The sequence below is a fragment of the Sphingopyxis sp. genome, from assembly GCF_036675685.1.
Lineage (GTDB): Bacteria > Pseudomonadota > Alphaproteobacteria > Sphingomonadales > Sphingomonadaceae > Sphingopyxis.
In genome coordinates this window covers 157,962-179,557 of record NZ_JAKFEM010000034.1, presented here as the reverse complement: position 1 = coordinate 179,557, position 21,596 = coordinate 157,962, and the positions used below count along the sequence as shown (strand labels likewise).

General features: G+C 65.4%; 23 protein-coding genes. 9 read left to right on the top strand and 14 right to left on the bottom strand.

The features are described 5' to 3' along the window. Positions 1–60: 60 nt before the first annotated feature. Genes V6M50_RS14985 through mddA form a run of 5 tightly spaced genes read left to right on the top strand, consistent with a single transcriptional unit; the run spans position 61 to position 3,614 of the window. On the top strand, positions 61–792 hold the full coding sequence (locus tag V6M50_RS14985) for a SufD family Fe-S cluster assembly protein (protein ID WP_332819366.1): 732 nt from the start codon (positions 61–63) through the stop codon (positions 790–792). A 20-nt stretch (positions 793–812) separates the two neighbouring features. Next, positions 813–1,997: an aminotransferase class V-fold PLP-dependent enzyme gene (locus tag V6M50_RS14980; protein WP_332819395.1), complete on the top strand. Its 1,185-nt coding sequence runs from the start codon at positions 813–815 to the stop codon at positions 1,995–1,997. Beyond that, complete coding sequence (locus tag V6M50_RS14975; protein ID WP_332819365.1) at positions 1,994–2,464, top strand: SUF system Fe-S cluster assembly protein; 471 nt, start codon at positions 1,994–1,996, stop codon at positions 2,462–2,464. The genes V6M50_RS14980 and V6M50_RS14975 overlap by 4 nt, the downstream gene beginning before the upstream one ends. Next, on the top strand, positions 2,464–2,820 hold the full coding sequence (locus tag V6M50_RS14970) for a HesB/IscA family protein (protein WP_332819364.1): 357 nt from the start codon (positions 2,464–2,466) through the stop codon (positions 2,818–2,820). Before V6M50_RS14975 ends, V6M50_RS14970 begins: the two co-directional genes overlap by 1 nt. A gap of 53 nt (positions 2,821–2,873) precedes the next feature. Next, complete coding sequence (gene mddA, locus V6M50_RS14965) at positions 2,874–3,614, top strand: methanethiol S-methyltransferase (RefSeq protein WP_332819363.1); 741 nt, start codon at positions 2,874–2,876, stop codon at positions 3,612–3,614. Here mddA and V6M50_RS14960 read toward each other — a convergent pair. The 3 genes from V6M50_RS14960 to V6M50_RS14950 all read right to left on the bottom strand — a co-directional run bounded on the left by V6M50_RS14960 (position 3,611) and on the right by V6M50_RS14950 (position 7,315). Then, positions 3,611–4,327, bottom strand: coding sequence for an extensin-like domain-containing protein (locus tag V6M50_RS14960; protein ID WP_332819362.1), 717 nt, complete (start codon positions 4,325–4,327; stop codon positions 3,611–3,613). The two genes, mddA and V6M50_RS14960, sit on opposite strands and share 4 nt — an antisense overlap. Positions 4,328–4,377: 50 nt before the next feature. Further along, a complete protein-coding gene (locus tag V6M50_RS14955) occupies positions 4,378–5,781 on the bottom strand; it encodes a cation:proton antiporter (RefSeq protein WP_332819394.1) in 1,404 nt (467 codons plus the stop codon). Between the two features lie 139 nt (positions 5,782–5,920). Continuing rightward, positions 5,921–7,315 carry a cytochrome P450 gene (locus tag V6M50_RS14950; RefSeq protein ID WP_332819361.1) on the bottom strand — a complete coding sequence of 465 codons (1,395 nt, stop codon included), beginning with the start codon at positions 7,313–7,315 and terminating at the stop codon, positions 5,921–5,923. Positions 7,316–7,489: 174 nt separating this feature from the next. On the opposite strand from V6M50_RS14950, the gene V6M50_RS14945 reads away from it, so the two are divergent. Next, positions 7,490–8,374, top strand: a complete 885-nt coding sequence (locus V6M50_RS14945; protein ID WP_332819360.1) for a hypothetical protein — start codon at positions 7,490–7,492, stop codon at positions 8,372–8,374. 4 nt (positions 8,375–8,378) lie between these two features. Here the strand turns inward: V6M50_RS14945 and V6M50_RS14940 are convergent, their stop codons facing one another. From V6M50_RS14940 to V6M50_RS14910, 7 genes are all read right to left on the bottom strand, one after another. Next, positions 8,379–9,710, bottom strand: a complete 1,332-nt coding sequence (locus V6M50_RS14940) for a dicarboxylate/amino acid:cation symporter (protein ID WP_332819359.1) — start codon at positions 9,708–9,710, stop codon at positions 8,379–8,381. Positions 9,711–9,756: 46 nt separating this feature from the next. Continuing rightward, positions 9,757–11,109: a dicarboxylate/amino acid:cation symporter gene (locus V6M50_RS14935; RefSeq protein WP_332819358.1), complete on the bottom strand. Its 1,353-nt coding sequence runs from the start codon at positions 11,107–11,109 to the stop codon at positions 9,757–9,759. 96 nt (positions 11,110–11,205) lie between these two features. Then, positions 11,206–12,282, bottom strand: a complete 1,077-nt coding sequence (gene aroC / locus V6M50_RS14930) for a chorismate synthase (protein WP_332819357.1) — start codon at positions 12,280–12,282, stop codon at positions 11,206–11,208. A 4-nt stretch (positions 12,283–12,286) separates the two neighbouring features. Next, entirely contained in the window at positions 12,287–12,817 is a 531-nt protein-coding gene (locus V6M50_RS14925; RefSeq protein WP_332819356.1) for a GNAT family N-acetyltransferase, read from the bottom strand. Continuing rightward, positions 12,810–13,637, bottom strand: coding sequence for an enoyl-ACP reductase FabI (gene fabI, locus V6M50_RS14920; RefSeq protein ID WP_332819355.1), 828 nt, complete (start codon positions 13,635–13,637; stop codon positions 12,810–12,812). Before fabI ends, V6M50_RS14925 begins: the two co-directional genes overlap by 8 nt. Next, positions 13,634–14,710 (bottom strand): YihY/virulence factor BrkB family protein, encoded by a 1,077-nt coding sequence (locus V6M50_RS14915; protein ID WP_332819354.1) that lies wholly within the window; start codon positions 14,708–14,710, stop codon positions 13,634–13,636. Before V6M50_RS14915 ends, fabI begins: the two co-directional genes overlap by 4 nt. A 3-nt stretch (positions 14,711–14,713) precedes the next feature. After that, entirely contained in the window at positions 14,714–15,649 is a 936-nt protein-coding gene (locus V6M50_RS14910; RefSeq protein ID WP_332819353.1) for a DnaJ C-terminal domain-containing protein, read from the bottom strand. 232 nt (positions 15,650–15,881) lie between these two features. On the opposite strand from V6M50_RS14910, the gene pdxH reads away from it, so the two are divergent. Together pdxH and V6M50_RS14900 are read left to right on the top strand one after the other, a co-directional pair. Continuing rightward, entirely contained in the window at positions 15,882–16,460 is a 579-nt protein-coding gene (pdxH, locus tag V6M50_RS14905) for a pyridoxamine 5'-phosphate oxidase (protein WP_332819393.1), read from the top strand. Beyond that, complete coding sequence (locus V6M50_RS14900; RefSeq protein WP_332819352.1) at positions 16,457–17,278, top strand: PhzF family phenazine biosynthesis protein; 822 nt, start codon at positions 16,457–16,459, stop codon at positions 17,276–17,278. Before pdxH ends, V6M50_RS14900 begins: the two co-directional genes overlap by 4 nt. Before the next feature lie 210 nt (positions 17,279–17,488). On the opposite strand, the gene V6M50_RS14895 is transcribed toward V6M50_RS14900, so the two are convergent. Next, complete coding sequence (locus V6M50_RS14895; protein WP_332819351.1) at positions 17,489–18,646, bottom strand: serine hydrolase domain-containing protein; 1,158 nt, start codon at positions 18,644–18,646, stop codon at positions 17,489–17,491. A 118-nt stretch (positions 18,647–18,764) separates the two neighbouring features. Here V6M50_RS14895 and V6M50_RS14890 point away from each other — a divergent pair, with 118 nt between their 5' ends. After that, positions 18,765–19,064 (top strand): hypothetical protein, encoded by a 300-nt coding sequence (locus V6M50_RS14890; RefSeq protein ID WP_332819350.1) that lies wholly within the window; start codon positions 18,765–18,767, stop codon positions 19,062–19,064. A gap of 22 nt (positions 19,065–19,086) precedes the next feature. Here the strand turns inward: V6M50_RS14890 and V6M50_RS14885 are convergent, their stop codons facing one another. The 3 genes from V6M50_RS14885 to V6M50_RS14875 form a co-directional block, all read right to left on the bottom strand. Beyond that, on the bottom strand, positions 19,087–19,344 hold the full coding sequence (locus tag V6M50_RS14885; RefSeq protein ID WP_332819349.1) for a hypothetical protein: 258 nt from the start codon (positions 19,342–19,344) through the stop codon (positions 19,087–19,089). Between the two features lie 3 nt (positions 19,345–19,347). Next, a complete protein-coding gene (locus tag V6M50_RS14880; protein WP_332819348.1) occupies positions 19,348–20,130 on the bottom strand; it encodes an AraC family transcriptional regulator in 783 nt (260 codons plus the stop codon). A gap of 224 nt (positions 20,131–20,354) precedes the next feature. Beyond that, positions 20,355–21,278: an alpha/beta fold hydrolase gene (locus V6M50_RS14875; RefSeq protein ID WP_332819347.1), complete on the bottom strand. Its 924-nt coding sequence runs from the start codon at positions 21,276–21,278 to the stop codon at positions 20,355–20,357. Positions 21,279–21,596 lie beyond the last annotated feature (318 nt).

The window sequence follows — 21,596 nt, the reverse complement described above, 5'->3', positions numbered from 1 at the left end:
ATCCATGACCGCATGGACCCCGGATCAAGTCCGGGGTGACGAAGTGTGGGAGATCGCCGCTTGACGACCGCCACCCTCCCCTCGCGCCGCGACGAAGCATGGCGTTATAGCGACATCGACGCGGTCACAGCGGCGTGGCCGCTACCAGCGCCCGAGAGCATCATCGTGCCCGCGGGCGGCGATTTCAAACGCGCGATTGTGCAGGATGTTGGCGGCATTCATCAGATCGAGATGTCGCTCGGCAAGGGCGCTGTCGCTTCGCTGCATGTGCTGAACATCGGCGGCGCCTATGGCCGCATCGAACTCGCGGTCACGCTGCACGAGGGCGCGGACTTCACCCTTGGCGCGGCGCAGATCGGTGGCGGGGAACAGAATCTCGAGATCATCACCACCGTCACCCATGCCGAACCCGGCGCGACGTCGCGGCAGGTCGTGCGATCGGTGCTCGGCGGCACCGCGACCGGCACCTATCTCGGCAAGGTCGCGGTGGCGCGCGATGCGCAGCAGACCGACAGCGCGCAGGATGTGAAGGCGATGCTGCTCGAGCGCAGCGCGACCGCCAACGCCAAGCCCGAGCTCGAAATCTTCGCCGACGATGTGAAATGCGCGCATGGCTGCGCCATCGGCGAACTCGATCCGATGGGGCTCTATTATCTCCAGTCGCGCGGGCTTCCGCCGGGCGAAGCAAAGAAGCTGATGTTGCAGGCGTTCGTCGCGGGCGTGTTCGATGGCGCCGAGGATGCGGCGCAGTTGCAGGAACTGGCGTTGGCGAAGCTGGGGGAATTGGTGTGAGCGTCGCGACAGCCACCGACATGCCCTCCCCCAACCCCTCCCGCCTGCGGGAGGGGGACATCAGGGCCGACTTCCCCGGGCTCACCCCCGGCTGGCATTATCTCGACACCGCCGCGACCGCGCAGAAGCCGCAGGCGGTGATCGATGCGACGGTAAATGCGATGGGCCGCGACTATGCGACGGTGCATCGCGGCGTCTATGCCCGCTCGGCCGATATGACGCTCGCTTATGAAACGGCGCGGCGGCGGATCGCGGCGTTTATCGGCGCGCGCGAGGAGCAGGTGGCGTTCGTGCGCGGCGCGACCGAGGCGATCAACCTTGTCGCCTATTCGCACCCCAGGAAGGGCCGCGTGCTGCTGTCGGTGCTCGAGCATCACAGCAATATCGTGCCGTGGCAGCTTGCCGGCTGGCAGGTCGATGTCTGCCCGCTGACCGCCGACGGGCGCATCGACCTCGATGCCGCCGAGAAGCTGCTCACCCCCGAACACAATATGGTCGCCTTTGCGCATGTGTCGAACGTGCTCGGCAGCCCGCTCGACGTCGCGCGCGCGGCGGAACTCGCGCATCGCGTCGGTGCCGAGCTGCTGATCGACGGCTGCCAGGCCGTGCCGCGGCTGCCCGTCGATGTCGCAGCACTCGGCTGCGACTATTATGTCTTCTCGGGCCACAAGCTTTACGGCCCGACCGGCATCGGCGTGCTGTGGAGCAACAAGCTCGACACGCTGCCGCCGTGGCAGGGCGGCGGGTCGATGATCGACCGCGTGACCTTCGAAAAGACGACCTATGCCCCCGCCCCGACGCGTTTCGAGGCGGGCACGCCCGCGATTATCGAGGCGATCGGGCTCGCGGCGGCGGTCGATTATGTCGAGGCGATCGGCATCGATGCGATCCACGCGCATGAGGTCGCGCTGGTCGGCTCCTTGCGCGAGGCGCTGGCGCGGCGGAACAGCATCACCTTGTTCGGTCCCGAAAACAGCGCCGGAATCGTAAGCTTTTCGATGGCGGGGGTTCATCCGCACGACATCGCCACTATCTTGGATGAAAGCGGGGTCGCGATCCGCGCCGGGCACCATTGCGCACAACCGCTGATGGAGCATCTGGGTGTACCCGCGACCGCGCGCGCGAGTTTCGGTGTGTACAGCAATGACGACGATGTGGCGGCGCTGATCGAGAGCCTGTCGCGCGTCGAAAGGATTTTCGGATGAGCGAGGACCGCATGATCAAGGTCGAGGAAGTGGAAAGCGTCGAGGCCCCGCCGAAGGCGCGCGTCGCGGATGCCGAGACGGCGCCCGAGAAGCTGGAGCGCAAGCGCGACTATCTGGAAGGGTTCCTCGCGGCCAAACCCGCGGCGGTCGATCCGCACGCGGTCGGCGGCGATTTGTACGAAGCCGTGATCAATGCGCTGAAGGATATTTTCGATCCGGAGATTCCGGTGAACATCTACGACCTTGGGCTGATCTATAATGTCGAGATCGACGAGGGCCATGTCGTCGTGACGATGACGCTGACCACGCCGCACTGCCCGGTTGCGGAGTCGATGCCCGCCGAGGTCGAACTGCGCGTCGGCGCGGTCCCCGGGGTCGGCGATGCCGAAGTCAATCTCGTCTGGGATCCGCCGTGGTCGCCGCAGAATATGAGCGACGAAGCGCGGCTCGAACTGGGAATGTTGTGATGACCGAAACCAAGACCCGCACCCGCCCCGCCGCGGTGACGCTGACCCCGAATGCCGAGGCGCGCGTCGCCGCGCTGATGGCGGCCGCGCCCGAGGGCGCAATCGGCGTCAAGCTGTCGACCCCGCGCCGCGGCTGCTCGGGGCTTGCCTATTCAGTCGACTATGTGACGAGCGAAGAGAGGTTCGACGAGAAGATCGAGACCCCCGGCGGCGTCTTCTACATCGACGGCGCGTCGGTGCTCTATCTGATCGGCAGCGTGATGGACTGGGTCGAGGATGATTTCGCCGCGGGCTTCGTGTTCGAGAACCCGAACGCCAAGGGCGCGTGCGGCTGCGGCGAGAGCTTTACCGTCTAAGGCGCTTTTCCGCGCGAAATATGGTATGATCCCCGCATCGGGGGAGGTTTGCCATGACGCGCATTTTCTACCTGCTTTACGCCGCGATCGCTTATGCGATTTTCCTCGCGGTATTTCTGTATCTTATCGCCTTCGTCGGCAATCTGCCCGGCGCCCCGCTGACCGTCGATCGCGGGCCGGAGTCGATGCTCGCGGTCGCGCTGCCGGTCAATCTGGCGCTGATCGCGCTGTTCGGATTGCAGCATAGCGTGATGGCGCGGCCCGCGTTCAAGGCGGTATGGACGCGGCTCGTGCCACAGCCGATCGAGCGCGCTACCTTCGTGATGATGACGAACCTCGTGCTCGTCCTCCTGTTCCTCGGCTGGCATCCGATGACGGCGCCGGTGTGGACGGTGGAGAATTCGGCCGGCGCGGCAATATTGTGGGGGCTGTTCGGACTTGGCTGGGCGATCGTGCTCGTCAGCACCTTCCTGATCAATCATTTCGAGCTGTTCGGGCTGCAGCAGGCGTGGTTCGCGTGGCGGGCGCGGACCGATGCGAAGCCGGTGCTGCACCAGCCCTTCTTCTACAAGCTGGTCCGCCATCCGCTCTATGCCGGTTTCTTCCTCGCCTTCTGGGCAACGCCCGCGATGACCGCGGGGCACCTGCTGCTCGCGCTCGGCATGTCGGCCTATATGCTGATCGCAATCCAGCTCGAGGAGCGCAATCTGGTCGATACCTTCGGCGCCGATTATCTCGCCTATCGCGAAACGACGCCGATGCTCGTTCCCGGCACCGGTGGCCGCAAGACCTAGCGGCAGGCCGACCAACCCACCGTCCGCACCGCCATGTCGAGGTGGAAATGGTCGGCGTGCGCGCGGTTATAGTCGGGCGACAGCACCGTGCCGAACAGGCCGCACGATCCGTCGCGGACCTCGCGCAGAAAGTCCCGGCGGACGTCGGCATCGTCCCAGTCGTTGACCAGCGAGATGCGCGTGCCGTCGGCGAGGATGAAGGCCGAAATGTCGATCGCGTTGGCGGTCGAATGCTCGCTTTGCGCCTGGCGCCCCGCGATCTTGCGGCAGTTGTAGCTGCCGAGATTTTCAAGCGCGACGACCTTTTGCCCGAAATGCTTCTCAGCGAGCGGCTGCACGACATCGCGGTTCCACAGCGCCATCGCGGCGGTCACCGCGCAGCCCGGCCCGGCGTTTGCCGGCCGCATCGTCGGCACGAAACTGTTGCCGGTCAGGATCATCCGCTGGCTTGCGCGGCACATCCCATCGCCGACCACCGGCCGGCGCAGATAGCCGGCCCCGGCGCGGTCGAAAGCGGCGAAGCAGGCGGCGTCATCGTCGACGAACCCCGTCAGCTTGCGGTGCGTCGCCCAGCCTTGCGGGTGCGCGAATTCAAAGCGCGCGGTCGGGATATGTTCGGGATGGTCGCGCACCCACTGCATCCCGCGGATCGCGCCGAAGGCCAGCAGCACCGCGACGCCGAACCAGATCAGATAGGGACGAAGGCTTTTCACCCCTCCTTAGTGGGGTGCCCGGCGCCGCGACACAATGGTCAGGACGGCGGTCAGGAGGGGCGCCGCGCCAAAGCGCTTTCGACTCCGGCAGGGCTGTTCGCCGCTCCCTCGGTCCCGAGCGCCCCCAGCTCGCCCGCCGCGCGCGCCTTGCGGCCATAGACGACCTCGAACAATGGCCCGGCCATCACCGTGGTGACGATCGCCATCAGCACCATGATCGAAAAGAGCGTGGGGCCGATGATCCCCTTTTGCAGCCCGATATTGATGATGATGAGCTCCATCAACCCGCGCGCATTCATCAGCGCACCGATGCCGAGCGCGGTGCGATTATCCTCACCCGCCAGCCGCGCGGCGAGCCAGCAAGCACCGAACTTGGCCGCGATCGAAACCGCAAGAATGGCAAGCGCAAGCGCGAGCAGCTCGAGGCTGTTCACGGTGTCGAGCCGCGTATTGAGGCCCGAATAGGTGAAGAAGATCGGCACCAGCAGGATCGTGATCGGCTCGACCTTGCGCTTGATCTCCTCGGTCAGCTTGCCGCGCGGCATGCAGACGCCAAGAAGGAATCCGCCAAACACCGCGTGGATGCCGGCGGCGTCCATCGCGAAGGCCGACAGCGCAAAGAGCATCAGGATGATCGAGAACATCGTCGAGGTCATCTCGCCCTTCGCCTCGACCATGCGGCCGAGCGGCGCGAGCAGCGGACGTCCCGCGAAGATCATGAAGAGCGCGAAGCCGAGGCCACCGACCAACGCGAGCAGCGCGATTCCCGGTCCGCCACCGAAGGTGGCGAGCACGATCGCGAGCACGCACCACGACACCGCGTCGTCGAACGCGCCCGCGGTCAGGGTGAGGGTGCCGAGCGATGTATCGGCAAGGCCGCGTTCGTTGATGATCCGCGCGAGCATCGGAAATGCCGTCAGCGCGATGCACGCGCCCATGAACAGCGTCGCGCTGCTCTGGCTCAGGCCGGCTGTGAACAGCCCGGGGATGTCGAGCAGGAAGGGGGTGATCAGCACCGCGAGGAGGAATGGCGCGATGATGCCCGCCGCCGATACGCCGGCCGCGCTCTTCGCCTTGGACTGGAAATGGTCGAGCCGCAGCGTGGTGCCGATGAGGAACATGTAGAGCCCGACCCCGAGCTGCGCGCAAACATAGAGGATGTTGCGCGTCTCCTTCGGGAAGAGCGCTGCCTGCAGATCGGGGAAGAAGAGGCCGAGCAGCGACGGGCCGAGCAGCACGCCAGCGATCATTTCGCCCACCACCTGCGGCTGGCCGAGATATTTTTTCGCCACCCAGCCGACGATACGGCAGACGAGCAGGATCACCGCGACCTGCAGGAAGAAATGGATGCTGTAGTCGGTCGGCGTATAGCTTCGCGCGGTGGTCGTCGCGGGGCCATGAGCACCGATGATGTCGCCAACAGCGCGCAGGAGCTCGCCCCAGAAATCCGTCATCATGCCTCTCCCACTGCGACTCGTCGAACCTTGCAAGGTCCCGACCCCTGATCAGGAAAAATTGATAACGCTCACAAATCCATATTTCCAGCGGTTTCTACCCGACTGGCAAGACCGCCAAAGCCCTAGGGTCCAGACCCTAGCCGAGTGGAACGAAGCTCACCGTCAGCCCGTCCTTCGGGCGCGGGATCGGCAGCACCTGCCACTGGGGCTCATAATTATCGGCGACGACGATGCGGTGTGTCGTGATGACATGGTGGAAAAAGATCTTCGCCTGCATGTAAGCGAAATGCAGCCCCAGGCACATGTGCGCGCCGCCACCGAACGGCACCCAGGCATATTTGTGCCGCTCGCGCGCGACCTCGGGCGAAAAGCGCATCGGGTCGAACTTCGCCGGCTCGGGCCAATGCTCTTCCATCATATGCGTAAAAGCGGGGCTGACCCCTACCGAGGTGCCCGCCGGAATGCGATAGCCGCCATATTCGAAATCCTTGAGCGCGCGGCGCGGGAAGCTCGGCACCGGGGGCACGAGCCGCAGCGCTTCCTTGAACGCCCATTCGGTCATTTCGAGCTGGCCGAGGCTGTTGTGCCCGACGCCCTCGCCCGCCGGCGCGACCGCGAGCATTTCCTCGCGCAGCCTGTCCTGCCATTCGGGATGCTTCGCGAGTTCCCAGACGAGCGAGGTGATCGAGCTGGTGATGGTGTCGTGCGCCGCCATCATCAGGAAATTCATATGGTCGACGATCGCCTCGGCGGAGAGATATTCGCCGTCATCGCCCTGCGCGCGGCAGATCTGGCTGAAAATATCCTCGCCCGCGCCGCCCCGCCGTTCGGGCACCATGCGGCCGAAATAGTCGACGAGATAGGCGCGGCCCTTCGCGCCGCGGCCCATCGCGGTGAAGGGCAGCGGGCGGCGGACGACGCCGATCGACGCCTGCACCATGTCGACGAACGCCTTGTTGACCTTGTCGGCCTCGGGCCCGAACGGGATTCCGAGGAAGCTGGTCGCGGCAAGGTCGAGCGTCAGCTCCTTGATCGCCGGATAGAATTTGAAGGTCTTTCCGCTCCACTGGCCGATGCGGCCCTTGATGCCCTCGTTCAGCGAGTCGGCATAGTGACGCATCGGTTCGGGTTTGAACGCGACCGACAATATCTTGCGGTCGGCGCGGTGCTTTTCGAAATCCATCAGCATCAGCCCGCGCGGGAAGACGAGGTTGAGCACCGGTCCCCAGCCCTGTTCGGACGAGAAGATCTTCTCGCGGTCGAACATGACGAGTTCGTTCGCCTCGGGACCGTGGAGCGCGACGCTGCGCCCGCCGAAGCTGTTGTTGCGATAGACGCGGCCATATTTGGCGACCATGCGATTGGTGAAGCCGCGGTAATCGCCGAGCTGTTCGAGCGTGTTGCCGATCACCGGCATGCCGTCCTCGCCCGGGATATGATCGAGCACATGGTCGGGATTGCGCGGCAGCCAATGCTGCGTTTCGGGGCCGAACCGGGCCTCGGGCCATTTGATATTCGTGGGCGCGTTCATCGGGTCAAAATCCTCGTCCGTCCTGCGATTGGCCATGCGTAACGCACTACTGACATTGATGCAAGTAACGCCGCTTCCCGCGCAGGGCACCATTCACCGCAAATTCAACTCGACTCGTGCAGCGTCAGGGTCATGATGGCCGGTCCGCACCGACCCGGATGAAGGAATGGCTCGATGCCCAAGAGTTTGATGTTCAGGCGTTTCAGGCGTCCCCTTTCCGTCGCACTCGGCGCGCTCGCGACGACGACGCTCGGCGGCTGCTATTATGGCGATGTCTATGGGTCGAGCTACGCCTCGGGCGGCGACTGCGCCGCGCGCTATGGCAACGCCTATTACGACTATGACGGTTATGCCTATGACGATGGTTATGGCTATGACTGCTATGACGCGTCGGACTATGGCGGCGGCTTCGTCCAGATCGGCTTTGGCGGCGGCTGGTACGACAATTATTATTACCCCGGATACGGGACGTGGATGTTCGACAATTACCGCAACCGCTATCCGCTGCGCGGCCAGTATCTGAACTATTGGGGCGGGCGCCGCGCCTGGTGGAAGCATCATGGCGGGCGCGGCGACGGGCATCCGGGCCGCCCTGGCTGGAACCGCGGCGATCGCGACAATGACGGTCCGCGCGGCACGCGGCCCGGTCGTCGCCCCGGCGACGGCAGCACGGACACGCCGCCGGTAACCGGAAATCCCGGGCGCCCCGATCGCGGGCCCGGCTGGGTCCGCCCGCGCCCGGAACCGCAGGGCGACGGCAGTGCCGGCCGCCCGCGGCCGATCCGCAACCTGCCGGCAACCGAACCCGGCGAGGTCTTTTCGACCCCGCGCACCGGTTCGGACATTCGCCGCACACCGCGCCCGCGCGCCGCACCATCGGCGATGCCCGACCGCGGCCCGCGGGCCGACCGGCCCGCGCCGGCCTATCGCCAGCCACCCGCGACGCAGTCGGCGCCGGCCGTGCGCAGCGCGCCGGAGGTGCGGAGCGCCCCCGAACCGCGCCCGGCGCAAGGGGGCCGCGCCCATAGCGACCGCGCCAACGACGCGCGCCCCGATTGACGCATCAGGCCGGCGGCGCGGCCTCTGTCGCCGGCTGATCCTTGACACCGGTCGAAACCACCGTCGCGGCGACAAGATCGCCGATGACGTTGAGCGTTGTGCGGCACATGTCGAGGAAACGGTCGACGCCCAGGATCAGGCCGATGCCCTCGGGCGGCACCCCGACCGATGCGAGGATCAGCGCGATCACCGGCAAGGATCCGGCGGGCACCCCCGCGGTGCCGATGCCGCCCAAAATGCAGACGAGCATCACGAAGATCTGCTGTTGCAGCGTCAGGTCGATCCCGAAGAATTGCGCGAGGAAGAGCACCGTCACGCCTTCGAACATCGCGGTGCCATTCTGATTCGCGGTCGCGCCGATCGTCAGCACGAAGCGCGCCACCCGGTCGGGCAGGCGCAGCCGGTCGGACGCGACGCGCAGCGAGGTGGGCAGCGTCGCGTTCGATGAGGCGGTCGCGAAGGCCATGACAAAAGCCTCCTGCGTTTCGCGGAAAAAGGCGACGGGCGACTTTTTCGCAAAGGTCCTGAGGATCAGCGGGAAAACGACAAACATCTGCAAGCCCAGCGCCAGCAGCACGACCCCGACATAGGCCGACAGGCGGATGATCAGGTCCCAGCCGAACTGCGCAGCGAGGTTGAACATGAAACAGAAGATGGCGATCGGCGCGAGCTGGATGACGAGGCCGATCAGCTTCATCACCACCGCGAACACGCCCTCGACCACCGTCTTCAGCGCTTTGGTCTCGCGGGTTTGCACGAGCATCAGGCCGATCCCGAAGAAAAGCGCGAAGAACATGACGGCTAGCACGTCGTTCTCGCCCATCGCGGTGAAGAAATTGCTGGGGATGATCGCGACGATCGCATCCACGCCGGTCTTGGACTCGCCGGCGCGTTCGGCGATCGCCCTTGCCCCTTCCGCGCCTTCGGCCATCAGCGTGCGCGCCAGCGCGGGGTCCACCCCCGCGCCCGGCTGGAGCAGGTTGACGAGGGCCAGGCTGATCGCAACCGACACCGCCGACACCAGGACCGTGTATATCAGGGTGCGGATGCCGACCGATTTCAGTGCCCGCACCTCCCCCATTTCGGCGACGCCGACGATGAGCGCCGATACCAGCAGCGGGATGACGAGCATGAACAGCAGGCGCAGGAAAATCTGCCCGAGCGGCCCGGTAACATAGGTGACGATCGTATCGACCCACGGCGCCCCGGCGGCGCCATAATGGGCAGCGAGCCCGGCGAGCAAGCCTGCGACGAAACCGATGAGCATGCGCCATTGCAGCCGCCGGGCGCGCAATTCGTCGCCGCCTGCCGCACTGGCCGTTGCCGCTTTCGCCATGGCTCAGCTCCCTTGCTCGCCCCCATGGACGGCCGGAAGCCGCGCGTTATGCGTTGTCGGCCGCCGGCTTGCTCTCACCCTCCTCCATGTCATCACGAAGATCGAGCCCGCGGGTTCCATGGTGCGGCGTATGGGCCGGGGCGTGCGGCCGCTCGAGGTCGGGCGGTTCGGGTGCTTCGAGCATGCCTTCCCACTTGGTGATGACGCTGGTCGCCACCGCATTGCCGACGACGTTGGTCGCGGTGCGGCCCATGTCGAGGAACTGGTCGATCGCGAAGATCAGCGCGACCCCCTCGACCGGCAGGTCGAACATCGCGAGCGTCGCGGTGATGACGACGAGGCTCGCGCGCGGCACCGCGGCGATCCCCTTCGACGACACCATCAGCGTCAGCAGGATCAATATCTGCTGCGTGATCGACAGCTCGATGCCATAGGCCTGCGCGATGAAGATCGTCGCGAAGCTCGCGTACATCATCGATCCGTCGAGGTTGAAGCTGTAGCCCAGCGGCAGCACGAAACCCGAGATACGGCGCGGCACGCCGAAGCGGTCGAGCTGTTCGAACAGCTTGGGCATCGCGGCTTCGGACGAGGCGGTCGAGAAGGCGATCAGCAACGGCTCACGGATATAGCGGATCAGCGAGAAGATGCGTCGACGCAGGAAGATCGCGCCGATGCTGAGCAGGATGACCCACAGCACGAAGAGCGACAGATAGAATTCGGTGACCAGCTCGGCATAGGTGGCGAGGATGCCGAGGCCATATTTGGCGACGACGCCCGCGAGCGCGCCGAACACCGCGATCGGCGCCAGACGCATCACATAGCCGGTTATCTGGAGCATCAGTTCGGCAAGCGCCTCGGCGCCGCGCACCAGCGGCTTGCCCTTTTCGCCGATCGCGGTGAGGCCGACACCCGCGAACAGCGCGAAGACGAGGATCTGGAGGACGTTGTTGTCCGCCATCGCCTGGAAGATATTCTTCGGGAAGACATGCTCGATAAATTCGAACAGATCGAGCTTCTTGACCTCGCCTACCTCGGCGATCGAATGCGTTCCGACCGTGAGGTTCAGCCCCGTGCCCGGCTCGAAAAAATTGACCATGATCAGGCCAAGGCTGATCGAAATCAGGCTCGCGAGGATAAACCAGGCAATGGCGCGCGTCCCGATGCGGCCGAGCGCCGAGCTGTCGCCCATATGCGCGATACCCGCGACCAGCGTGCCGAGAATCAGCGGCGCAACCACCAGCTTGATCAGGTTGAGGAAGATGGTCGAGAGCAAGGTGAAGCTCCGGAGCCAATATTCGAAAGCCTGGCTGTCGGCGGGGACATACACCCGCACCAGATAGCCGGTGATGACCCCCAGGATCATGCCGATCAAAATATACAAAGTCAGGCGATGGCCCATAAATTACTCCCCTGTCCCGCTATCGCGGGTCTTTATGGAAGCGGGGGTAACAGCCCGACGCGCCGCGGGCAATCGCCCGATGCCCGCCCGCGACCTTTAGCCGCACTGGGCGCGGTGGAGCAGTTTATGGTCGGCGAGGACGAGCGCCATCATCGCCTCGACCACCGGGGCGCCGCGGATGCCGACGCAGGGGTCATGGCGCCCCTTGGTGACGATGTCGGTCGCCTCGCCCGCCTTGTTCACCGTCGGAACGGGGGTCAAGATCGAGCTGGTCGGCTTGAACGCAACGCGGACGACGACTGGCTGGCCGGTCGAGATACCGCCCGCGATACCGCCGGCATTGTTCGAAAGGAAATCGGGGCGATTGCTGCCGTCGGTCGCGGGGCGCATCGGGTCGGCATTTTCTTCGCCGCGCAGCCGCGCGGCGGTGAAGCCGGCGCCGATTTCGACGCCTTTCACCGCGTTGATTCCCATCATCGCGGCGGCGAGGTCGCTGTCGAGCTTGGCATAGATCGGCGCGCCCCAGCCTGCGGGAACGCCGCTGGCGGCGCATTCGATGACCGCGCCGAGCGAACTGCCCGCCTTGCGCGCGGCGTCCATCAGCCCTTCCCAGCGCTGCGCCGCGGCGGGATCGGGGCAGAAAAAGGGATTGCGATCGATTTCCTCGAGATCGAAGTTCGCGGGATCGATCGCATCGCCGCCGATTTCGGCGACCCACGCGTGGATATGCACTTCGGGGATCACGAGCCGCGCGACGCCGCCCGCGGCGACGCGCGCCGCGGTTTCGCGTGCGCTCGACCGGCCGCCGCCGCGATAATCGCGGATGCCATATTTCGCGTCGTAAGCGTAATCGGCGTGGCCGGGACGATAGGCCTGCGCGATGTCGCCATAATCCTTCGATCGCTGGTCGACATTCTCGATCATCAGGCTGATCGGCGTGCCCGTCGTCTTGCCCTCAAACACCCCCGACAGGATGCGCACCTGGTCGGGCTCCTGCCGCTGCGTCGTGTGGCGCGACTGGCCGGGGCGGCGCTTGTCGAGATAGGGCTGGATGTCGGCTTCGGAGAGCGACAGCCGCGGCGGGCAGCCATCGACGACCGCGCCGAGCGCGGGGCCATGGCTTTCCCCCCATGTCGTGAAGCGAAGGACACGTCCGAAGCTGTTGAAACTCATCGCCTTACCCCAAACGGCCAAATGCGGGTGCATAGTCTGCCCGTCCGCCTAGCGGCCAAGGCGCGCCCGAGTCCAGCATCATTGCCATGAAATGCGGCCCCGCAAAGGGCGAAGCGAAGCGCGCCGCGAGTTCGGGCGAATAGCCGAAACGCGGGTAATAAGCTTCGTGGCCGAGGACGAAGCTGATCGCGATGCCCTGCTCGCGAAGCACGTCGAGTCCGGCGCGGATCAGGGCGTCGCCGATACCCTGCCCTTGCAGGCCCGGCCGAACCGCGACAGGCGCCAGCCCGGCGGCGGCTAACGGCTGACCATCGGCGTCCACGTCCATTCGGCTAAACAGCACATGCCCGACGATCACGCCGTCCCGTTCGGCAACGAGCGAAACCAACGTGTCCCCGTCCCCATCGATCATCCGCACCAGTTCGGCTTCGCCCTGATGACCAAAATCGGTGCCGGCGAAAGCCGCCCGGATAATTATGTCGACAGCATCGGCATCCGCCGCCGTAGCGACGCGGATGCCGATGTCGTCAGACAAGCGAGATGTCCGGGGCGTCTTCCTGTTTCATGCCGACGGTGTGGTAACCCGCGTCGACATGGTGGGTTTCGCCGGTGACGCCGCTGGAAAGATCGCTGAGCAAATAGAGCGCCGAGCCGCCGACGTCGTCGATCGTGACGTTGCGCCGCAGCGGCGCGTTATGCTCGTTCCATTTGAGGATCAGGCGGAAATCGCCGATGCCCGATGCCGCCAGCGTCTTGATCGGCCCCGCCGAAATCGCATTCACACGCACGCCTTGCGGGCCGTAATCGTTCGCGAGATATTTGACGCTGGTTTCGAGCGCCGATTTGGCGACGCCCATGACGTTATAATGCGGGATGACCTTCTCGGCGCCATAATAGCTCAAGGTCAGCAGCGAGCCGCCGCCGTTGCCCGTTTCGGGATCGAAGGGGGTCATCATCGATGCGGCGCGTTTGGCGACCGCGGTGAAGCTGTAGACGCTGATGTTCATCGTCATCAGGAAGTCGTCGAGCGTCACATCGGCATAATGGCCGCGCAACGCTTCCTTGTTGGTAAAGCCGATCGCATGGACGACGAAATCGATCGTCGGCCAGCGCGCAGAGAGCGTCGCAAACGCCGCGTCGAGATTGTCCATGTCGGCAACGTCGCAGTCGATCAGGAAATCGCAGCCGAGTTCGTCGGCGAGCGGCTTCACGCGCTTCAGCATCACATCGCCCTGGTACGAGATCGCCAGTTCGGCGCCCGCGCCGTGCAGCGCCTTGGCGATGCCCCACGCGAGCGACTTGTCGTTCGCAAGGCCCATGATCAGCCCGCGCTTGCCCTTCATCAGACCCGTCATTTTTTGTCTCCGGCCTTTTCGATAATTACGTCGTCGATGCGCCCAATAGCGTCGTGGCCCAAATCCTCAACCTCGACGAGCGCGGCATTGAGTTCGGCGCCCATTACCATACCGAGGCCAACGAGGTAGAAAAAGAACAGCGCGACCATCACACCCGCGAGGCTGCCGTAGGTTGCGTCATAGCTCAGCAGGCCGGCGAGCAGCGGCGGCAGCGCGAGGGTGACGCCGATCCACCACAGGGTGGTGAACAGCGCGCCGGGCCATTTGGGGAATTGCCGCCGCCGGTATTTCGACGGCGTCAGGCTATAGAAAAGCATATAGATCGCGAGGAACAGGCCAAGCCCCGACACCCCGCGCGAAATCGCGACGACGCCCACCGATTGATATTTTTCGGGCAGGACGCGGGTGACGAATTGTTCGACACCGACGATCAGCACCTGCATGCTGAACGACAGCAGCATCAGCACGACCGCGCCGGTGATGATACCGATCGACAGCAAGCGGTAGTGGAAGAATCCCTTGTTGAAGTGCGTGCCATAGGCGCGGCGCAGGATGTCGCGCACCGTCTCGATCAGGCTGCCGACGGTCCACAGCGCAACGAGCGCGCCGAGCCACAGGAAAATGCCGGTGCGCGCGGTCATCACTTCGCGGATCGGCCCCGACAGCGCCTTCGCGACGGTCGGCGGCATCGTCGAGAACACTGCCTCGACCGCTGCCTCGCCGCCCACGCTGCCGCCGAAGATCGACAGCGCCGCGGCGAGCAGGATGAAGAAAGGAAAGAGCGCGATCAGCGCGAGATAGGCAAGATTGCCCGCGTGAATGAAACCGTCGGTATAGGTGCCGACGACGACGCGGCGGACGATATGAAAGGCCCGCGTTCCGGGACCAAGTCTTTCGCGGCCGCGATCGATGATGCCCTGCGCGCGCGCGCGGAGCTTGATCCGCTTCGCGCGTTCGGCGCGCGCTTCGGGCGAATGCGGCGAATGCCCCTCCGCCAGAAACTCTTTGCCAACTTCCTCGGCGACCTGTTTGGCCAGCGCATCCGCTGCCCGCTGATCGTTCGATTCAGCCACGCATCATACGCCCAGATCCGCCCGCACCGCGCGCGGATCGGTCCATTCGCTGAGCAAGGTCACCAGCGCGTCGTCGTCGGTGGGCAGGTCGACCATCAAGCGCACGAGTTGATCGCCGCGGCCGCCGCTCTTCTGGCTGAACCCCTTGCCCTTGAGCCGCATCACCTTGCCCGACGAGGAGCCGGCGGGAATCGACAGCATGACCGGGCCGTCAACGGTCGGCACCTTGACCTTCGCGCCCTTGACCGCCTCGCTGAGCGTCACCGGCAGGTCGAGACGGATATTGGCGCCCTCGCGTACGAAAAAGGGATGGTCCTTGACCGTGATCGTCACGATACCGTCGCCGGTGCCGCCCGGGCCTGGCTGCCCCTTGCCCGCAAGGCGCATCTGGGTGCCGGTTTCGACCCCGGCGGGGAGCTTCAGGTCAATGGTGCCGCCGTCGGCGAGCGAGATCCGCTGCGGCGCCTGCGTTGCGGCGTCGAGGAAGGACACGGCGAGGCGATAGGCGACATTGGCGCCCTTGGGCGGCGGCGCGCTACGCCCGCCAAAGCCGCCGAACGGACCGCCGCCGCTGGCGCCGCCGCGGCCACCGAACAATCCTTCGAAAATATCGCCGAAATCGGCGCTCTCGTTTCCGAAACCACTGAAACCGCCGGGACCGGTGCGCTGATCGCCGCGAAAACCGCCGCCACCGCCATAGCCGTAGGGCATCGCGGGATTGCCCTCGCCGTCGATCTCGCCGCGATCGAACTGTGCGCGCTTCGTCTTGTCGGACAGGATGTCATATGCCTTGGTGACGTCGGAGAATTTCTCCGACGCCTTCGGATTATCCTTGTTCTTGTCGGGGTGCAGTTCCTTGGCGAGCTTGCGATAGGCGGATTTGATCTCCGCTTCGCTCGCACTCTTCGCAACGCCCAGGATGGAATAGGGATCGGCCATTTTGCTCCTGTAACCCGATAAGTGACTGGCCGTGAAGGCCCGATTGCGTGGGCCATGTGGTAATGTGCCGCGAAACGGTCAAGTTCCGCGAGTGCGCAGCCACATTCCACCCGTCATCCCGGCGAAGGCCGGGATCTCGCCGGTGAGCATCTATGCGAGGTTGAGATCCCGGCCTCCGCGGGGATGACGATCGACCTCGACCATCGGCCTATCGCGCATTATGACCGCGCGGATGACGACCGATCCCTTTGCCCTGTTCGATGTGTGGTTCGCCGAAGCGCGGGCAAGCGAGCCCAATGACGCCAATGCGATGTCGCTGGCGACGACGACGGCGGACGGCCACCCGTCGCTACGCATGGTGCTCCTGAAGGGCCACGACCCCGACGGTTTCATCTTCTACACCAACCTCGACAGCCGCAAGGGCGGCGAGCTGGCCGTGAACCCGCATGTCGCGCTGCTCTTTCACTGGAAGTCGCTGCGGCGGCAGATCCGCATCGAAGGCGCGGTGACCCCGGTCGACGATGCCACCGCCGACGCCTATTTCGCGACGCGCAGCCGCGACAGCCAGCTCGGCGCATGGGCGAGCGACCAGTCGCGCCCGCTCGATGACCGCGCGACCTTCGAAGCGCGCTTTGCGGCGATGGAGGCACGCTTTGCGGGGCAGGACGTGCCGCGCCCGCCGCGCTGGTCGGGCTGGCGCGTGACGCCCTCGGCGATCGAGTTCTGGCAGGACCGCGCGCACCGCCTGCATGAACGCACCCTCTTCTCGCGCACCGGCGCCGGCTGGTCGAAAGGATTGCTTTATCCATGAGCGCATCACGCCGCCTGCCGATCACCCAGGTCGATGCCTTTGCCGATCGTCCTTTCACCGGCAATCCCGCCGCGGTGATGCCGCTCGAGGAATGGCTCGGCGATGGCGTGCTACAGGCGATCGCGGCCGAGAATAATCTCGCCGAAACGGCCTTCCTGATCCCCGACGAGAGCGGCGAAGCCGATTATGAGCTGCGCTGGTTCACCCCGGGGCTGGAGGTCGCGCTGTGCGGCCATGCGACGCTCGCGAGCGGGCATGTGCTGCTGTCGGCGGCGCCGTGGCGGAATGAAATGACCTTTCGCACGCGCAAGGCCGGGATCCTGCGCGTCGCGCGAAACGGCGACGACGAAGGCTATAAAATGGCGCTACCCGCCTATCCGCCCGCGCCCAAGGCGATGCCCGATTTCGTCCGCGCGCTCGGCGGCAGTCCCACCGAGACGCTGTGGCATGACGGCGGCTACGCGTTGATCGTCTACGCCGATGCAGCGAGCGTCCGCGCGCTCGAACCCGATCTGCGCGCGCTCAAGAAGGGCGGCGATATCCTCTACATCGCGACCGCGCCGGGCGCCGGCGATCCGTCGGGCGCCGATGTCGTCAGCCGCGCTTTCGCGCCGGGTGCGGGGATCGACGAGGATCCGGTGACCGGATCGGCGCACAGCGTGCTCACGCCCTATTGGGCGGGCCGGCTGGGGCGCGACAGATTCGCAGCCTATCAGGCGAGCGAGCGCGGTGGGCATGTTGGCTGCCGCCTCGACGGCGACAAGGTCGAGCTGACCGGGACCTGCGTCACGACGCTGGTGGGTGATTTCCTGCTCTGAAGAATGGACTCGCACAAAGCCACGAAGCCACAAAGTTTCTCAAACCCGTTCGTGCTGAGCTTGTCGAAGGGCAAGCGGAAGGAAAAAATCTTTGTGGCTTTGTGGCTTTGTGGCTTTGTGGCTTTGTGGCTTTGTGGCTTTGTGGCTTTGTGGCTTTGTGGCTTTGTGGCTTTGTGGCTTCGTGGCTTCGTGGCTTCGTGCGAAAAAATATCAAAGCGCCGCGGTCAGATCCGCCAAATGCCGGCGCAGCGCGGGGAACTGGTCATCGTTGGTGACGCCCAGCCGCACGATCGTCAGCCGTTGCGACGGCGAGACGATGATATATTGCCCCTGATGGCCGATGCAAGCGAACAGGTCGTTGGGGCCGCGGTCGGGCCAGAGCGCCGGGGTCACCCCCGCCGGGCGCCTGCGGTTGAGCCAGATATGCCCACCATAGCCGGCATCGTTCGCCGACGGGGTCAGCATGAACTTCATCCAGGTTTCGGGGAGCAGCCGCTGGCCGTTCACGACGCCATGGTTGCGCAGAAATTCGCCGAACTTCGCATAGTCACGCGCGGTCGCGTGCATGATCGACCCGCCGATCATCGTGCCCTTCGCGTCGAACTCGGGGGTCAGGCTGGTCATCCCGAGCGGCTCGATCAGCCGGCCGCCGATGAAATCGCGCATTGCGTCGCGGCGCGCGTTGGGGTTCTGCGACGGGGTCAGCGTGTCGGCGAGAATGTCCGCGAGGATGACGCTGGTCGCCGAGCTATAGTTGAACGCCTCGCCCGGCTGCGCCGCCGCGGGTTTCGCTTCGGCAAAGCCCGCCATGTCGCCCGCGCCGCCGCCGAACAGCATCGCGACGGTATCGCCCTGCCACACCGGATCGCCATTTTCGACATGCTCGAGCCCCGACGTCATATGGAGGAGGCTCTGCAGCGTGATCGTGCCACGCGGATCGCCGCTGCGCTGCCAGGCTTCGACCGGCGCGGGGGCGCCCAGCGACAATTGCCCGTCGGCGACGAGGAAGCCGGTGAGCACCGCGGTGATGCTTTTCGCCATCGACCAGCTGATCAGCTTCGATTCGGGGCCGAAACCCGCGGCATAGCGTTCGTAGATCGGCTCGCCGTCGCGCAGCACATAGAGCGCGCGGGTCTGGCCGACCTCGTCGGCATCGGTGAACAACGCATCGGCGCGAGCCCGGATCGCGGCGGGCAGCGCAGGCAGCGGCTGCGGCGTATCGACCGCGGCGACACCGTCGAGCGAAGCGCCCAGCCTGGGCGCGGGCGATGCGGGCGCCAGATTGCCCTGCCCCGCCGCCTGCGTCAGCGACCAGGCACCGAGCATCGCGAGGGCGGCACTTGCCAGCAGCCGTTTTTTCGTGATCATGGCACCAGTGACTAGCATCAACCCGACGGGTCCTTCAACGGGCGAGACTCTCCCCCCGGCCGCCCCCACCCCGCCGCCGGCCGAGCCACGCAAAAAGCCCAGCCGCTGGGGCGGTTGCATGCCGTGGTTGCTGGTGTTGGCGGTGCTGTTCGCCATCTTCGCGATCTGGAAATTCCCGTCGTTCAAGGCGCAGGCCGAGCTCGGTTCGGCCTATGCCGCACGCGTCGGCTGTTCGTGCCGATACGTCCAGGGACGCAGCCTCGAAAGCTGCCAGAGCGATTTCGAGCCGGGAATGGAAATGGTGTCGCTGAGCGAAGACCCGGCGACCAAGACGGTGACCGGCAGCGTCCCGCTGCTCGCCTCGCGCAGCGCGCGTTTTGTGGGTGCCAGCGGCTGTTTGCTGCGGCCCGAGAATTAAGGCTTCGGGCGCAAACCGGTGCCTAATCGCGCGGCTTGACGCCAACACGCGCGGCGCCCAGCGCGAGCGCCGCCGGTAGGCCAAATACCACCAGCGCGATCACCGCTTCCTCGCCCCAGCCATAACCGGCGTAAAGCACGCCGACGAGCAGGTTGCCGACCGAGACGATCAGCCAGAGGAGCAGGAACAAGCGGGTTGCGCGCGCCGCATCGCGGATGGTCAGGCGAACCATGAACAGGAGCGCGAGTCCCGCAAGCAGCATCATGGCGGTATGCGACATCGACTATTCCTCCCAAGCCGGGGGGACGATAGCCGAGACATGGCGACGACGCCACTCGCCCGGCGACATGCCCAGTTTGCGGCGGAATATGGCGCACAGATGCGCGTGGCTCGAAAAGCCGGTCGCAAAGGCGATCTCGGCGACCGACAGCGGGCGGTTCATCAGGAACCAGCACGCACGGCGCAGCCGCTGGCGCAGCATATATTGCGCCGGGGTGCGACCCGTTACGCTGGTGAAATGGACGATCAGGCTGTTGACCGACATCCCGGCCTCCGCCGCCATCTCCTCGACGGTGAGCGATCCCTCCAGTTGCGTCTGGATAAATGCCATCAGGTCGTTGATGCGCTCGGCCACCGGGGGCACCACCGGGCGTCCCGCCATCCCCTCCAGCGTCCTGGCGAGAATCGTGACCAGCGGATCGGCCGCCGCGGCATCGCCGGCAAGCAGGGCGCGGACTAGCGCCGCGAGCGTCAGGTCATAATGCGCCGCAAGCGCCCGTGTGTCCGGCGCAACCACCAACCGCGATGTCGAGATTTCCACCTCGACATACCGAACCGCGCCGCCTTTCGCTTCGCCGCGGTAGCGGCGGCCGGCCGGCGCCAGCCACATTTCGCCGGGGAGCGGATCGCCGAGCGATGTTCGCCGTTCGTCAAGCCAGGTTTCGAGCCAGTGATAACTTCCCGCCTCGTACAGGATCAGCGCATGGACATCGCGTTCGATTGTCCAGCTTGAGGGTCCATCGATCCGGTCGACGATCGAGGCGACCTTGAGTCCACCCACATCCATATTGTCACTATGGCAAGTATGGGAGAATCTGAAAGCCTGCTATCTGCACGGATTCTATGGTTAAATCGCCGCTCCAAATTCTTCGGCTGTCGGGGACAGCCGGGAGAAAGCGCATGTGGGCCAGAATATTTTGCGTGCCCCAAACACGCCCGACCAGACCCCCCCCAAGGCGGGCGGCCTAATCGCCGCCCGCCACCCTTTTTGCGGAAGCCACGGACCGGAGTTCAGGTTCTTGCGAGGAACGCGTCCATCGCCGCGTTGACCGCATCGGGCGCATCCCACGGCACGAAATGACCGCAATCGGGCACCTGGACGATCGCCACGCCCGGAACCAGTTCCTCCATGCCGTCGAGATTGCACGGCGGCAGCGCGACATCGTCGAGCGCCCATATCACCAGCGTCGGGATATTGAGCTTGGGAAAGGGCATCGCGGGCGGATCGACATAGGGCTCGTCCATCGCGGGCACGTCGATCGTCGAACCGCGATACCAGTTGATCATCGCGCGGCAGCTGTCGCGATCCTCCCAATCCTTGAGCAATCGGCCGATCTCGTCGGCGGGCTGGAGCCCGCCGCTCGGGACGCGCCCGGCAAAGGCATGGGCGAGGATCCCGGCGATGCCGTGCTCCTCGATGATCGTATCGCTCGCGGGATCGCGGAAGGTGCGGATATATTGGCTCGCCGCGCGCTGCTCGGGGTTGCTGGCGACGAGGCGCTGGAAGATTGCGGGATGCGGCGCATTTGCGATGACCGCGCGGGTAACCCGCCCGGCCCACGCCGGATGCAGCCCGCCCGGCTGGCCGCCGAGCGCGACGCCCCACGCGATCGCCCCGCCCCAGTCGTGGCCGACGATCGTGAATTCGCCGACACTCAGCGCATCGGCGAGCGCGAAGATGTCGGCGATCAACTTGTCGGGGGTATAGGATTCGGCGTCCTGCGGTTTCGACGAGCCGCGATAACCGCGCTGGTCAGGGGCGATGCAGCGGAAGCGGTCCGCAAAATGCGGCAGCTGGTGGCGCCAGGTGCGGTGCGATTCGGGAAAGCCGTGGAGGAAGATCAGGACGGGCGCGTCGCGCGGTCCCATGTCGACGACGTCGAGCTCGACCCCGGTCGAAAGCGTCACGCGCTGCTGTTCGAAATCGCCGATCATCGACATCGCTCCTTTGGTTTCTTTTCAAAACCAATCTGGCGGGGATCTAAGCGACTGGCAAGTGGGCATGCCCAGCCGCGCACATCCCGCAAAAAGTCGACGCGGCGAGAAGCGTCAGCCTTGGGGTGGCGATCCGCCATTGGCTTCTTTCGTCATCCCGAGTTGGATCCGGGATCCGGTCGCGCAAGGATCGCCTAATCATTCCAAAGTTCAGGAAAGGTCAGCCCTGTGCATCGCCCGATTGGGGCCTTGCGGCGTGCTGGACGCGCCCGGCACGCCCCGCCGTGGCTGTATCGGCAAGCCGGGCAGCGACCGCTT

Excerpts from the sequence above, each read along its gene's own strand:
- V6M50_RS14900 (WP_332819352.1), top strand. The coding sequence starts at position 16,457 with ATGAGCGCATCACGCCGCCTGCCGATCACCCAGGTCGATGCCTTTGCC.
- V6M50_RS14970 (WP_332819364.1), top strand. The coding sequence starts at position 2,464 with ATGACCGAAACCAAGACCCGCACCCGCCCCGCCGCGGTGACGCTGACC.
- V6M50_RS14895 (WP_332819351.1), bottom strand. The coding sequence starts at position 18,646 with ATGATCACGAAAAAACGGCTGCTGGCAAGTGCCGCCCTCGCGATGCTC.
- V6M50_RS14935 (WP_332819358.1), bottom strand. The coding sequence starts at position 11,109 with ATGGGCCATCGCCTGACTTTGTATATTTTGATCGGCATGATCCTGGGG.
- V6M50_RS14910 (WP_332819353.1), bottom strand. The coding sequence starts at position 15,649 with ATGGCCGATCCCTATTCCATCCTGGGCGTTGCGAAGAGTGCGAGCGAA.
- V6M50_RS14955 (WP_332819394.1), bottom strand. The coding sequence starts at position 5,781 with ATGACGGATTTCTGGGGCGAGCTCCTGCGCGCTGTTGGCGACATCATC.
- V6M50_RS14885 (WP_332819349.1), bottom strand. The coding sequence starts at position 19,344 with ATGTCGCATACCGCCATGATGCTGCTTGCGGGACTCGCGCTCCTGTTC.
- V6M50_RS14890 (WP_332819350.1), top strand. The coding sequence starts at position 18,765 with ATGCCGTGGTTGCTGGTGTTGGCGGTGCTGTTCGCCATCTTCGCGATC.
- V6M50_RS14940 (WP_332819359.1), bottom strand. The coding sequence starts at position 9,710 with ATGGCGAAAGCGGCAACGGCCAGTGCGGCAGGCGGCGACGAATTGCGC.
- V6M50_RS14975 (WP_332819365.1), top strand. The coding sequence starts at position 1,994 with ATGAGCGAGGACCGCATGATCAAGGTCGAGGAAGTGGAAAGCGTCGAG.
- V6M50_RS14875 (WP_332819347.1), bottom strand. The coding sequence starts at position 21,278 with ATGATCGGCGATTTCGAACAGCAGCGCGTGACGCTTTCGACCGGGGTC.
- fabI (WP_332819355.1), bottom strand. The coding sequence starts at position 13,637 with ATGACGGGTCTGATGAAGGGCAAGCGCGGGCTGATCATGGGCCTTGCG.
- V6M50_RS14880 (WP_332819348.1), bottom strand. The coding sequence starts at position 20,130 with ATGGATGTGGGTGGACTCAAGGTCGCCTCGATCGTCGACCGGATCGAT.
- V6M50_RS14950 (WP_332819361.1), bottom strand. The coding sequence starts at position 7,315 with ATGAACGCGCCCACGAATATCAAATGGCCCGAGGCCCGGTTCGGCCCC.
- aroC (WP_332819357.1), bottom strand. The coding sequence starts at position 12,282 with ATGAGTTTCAACAGCTTCGGACGTGTCCTTCGCTTCACGACATGGGGG.
- pdxH (WP_332819393.1), top strand. The coding sequence starts at position 15,882 with ATGACGACCGATCCCTTTGCCCTGTTCGATGTGTGGTTCGCCGAAGCG.
- V6M50_RS14980 (WP_332819395.1), top strand. The coding sequence starts at position 813 with ATGCCCTCCCCCAACCCCTCCCGCCTGCGGGAGGGGGACATCAGGGCC.
- mddA (WP_332819363.1), top strand. The coding sequence starts at position 2,874 with ATGACGCGCATTTTCTACCTGCTTTACGCCGCGATCGCTTATGCGATT.
- V6M50_RS14945 (WP_332819360.1), top strand. The coding sequence starts at position 7,490 with ATGCCCAAGAGTTTGATGTTCAGGCGTTTCAGGCGTCCCCTTTCCGTC.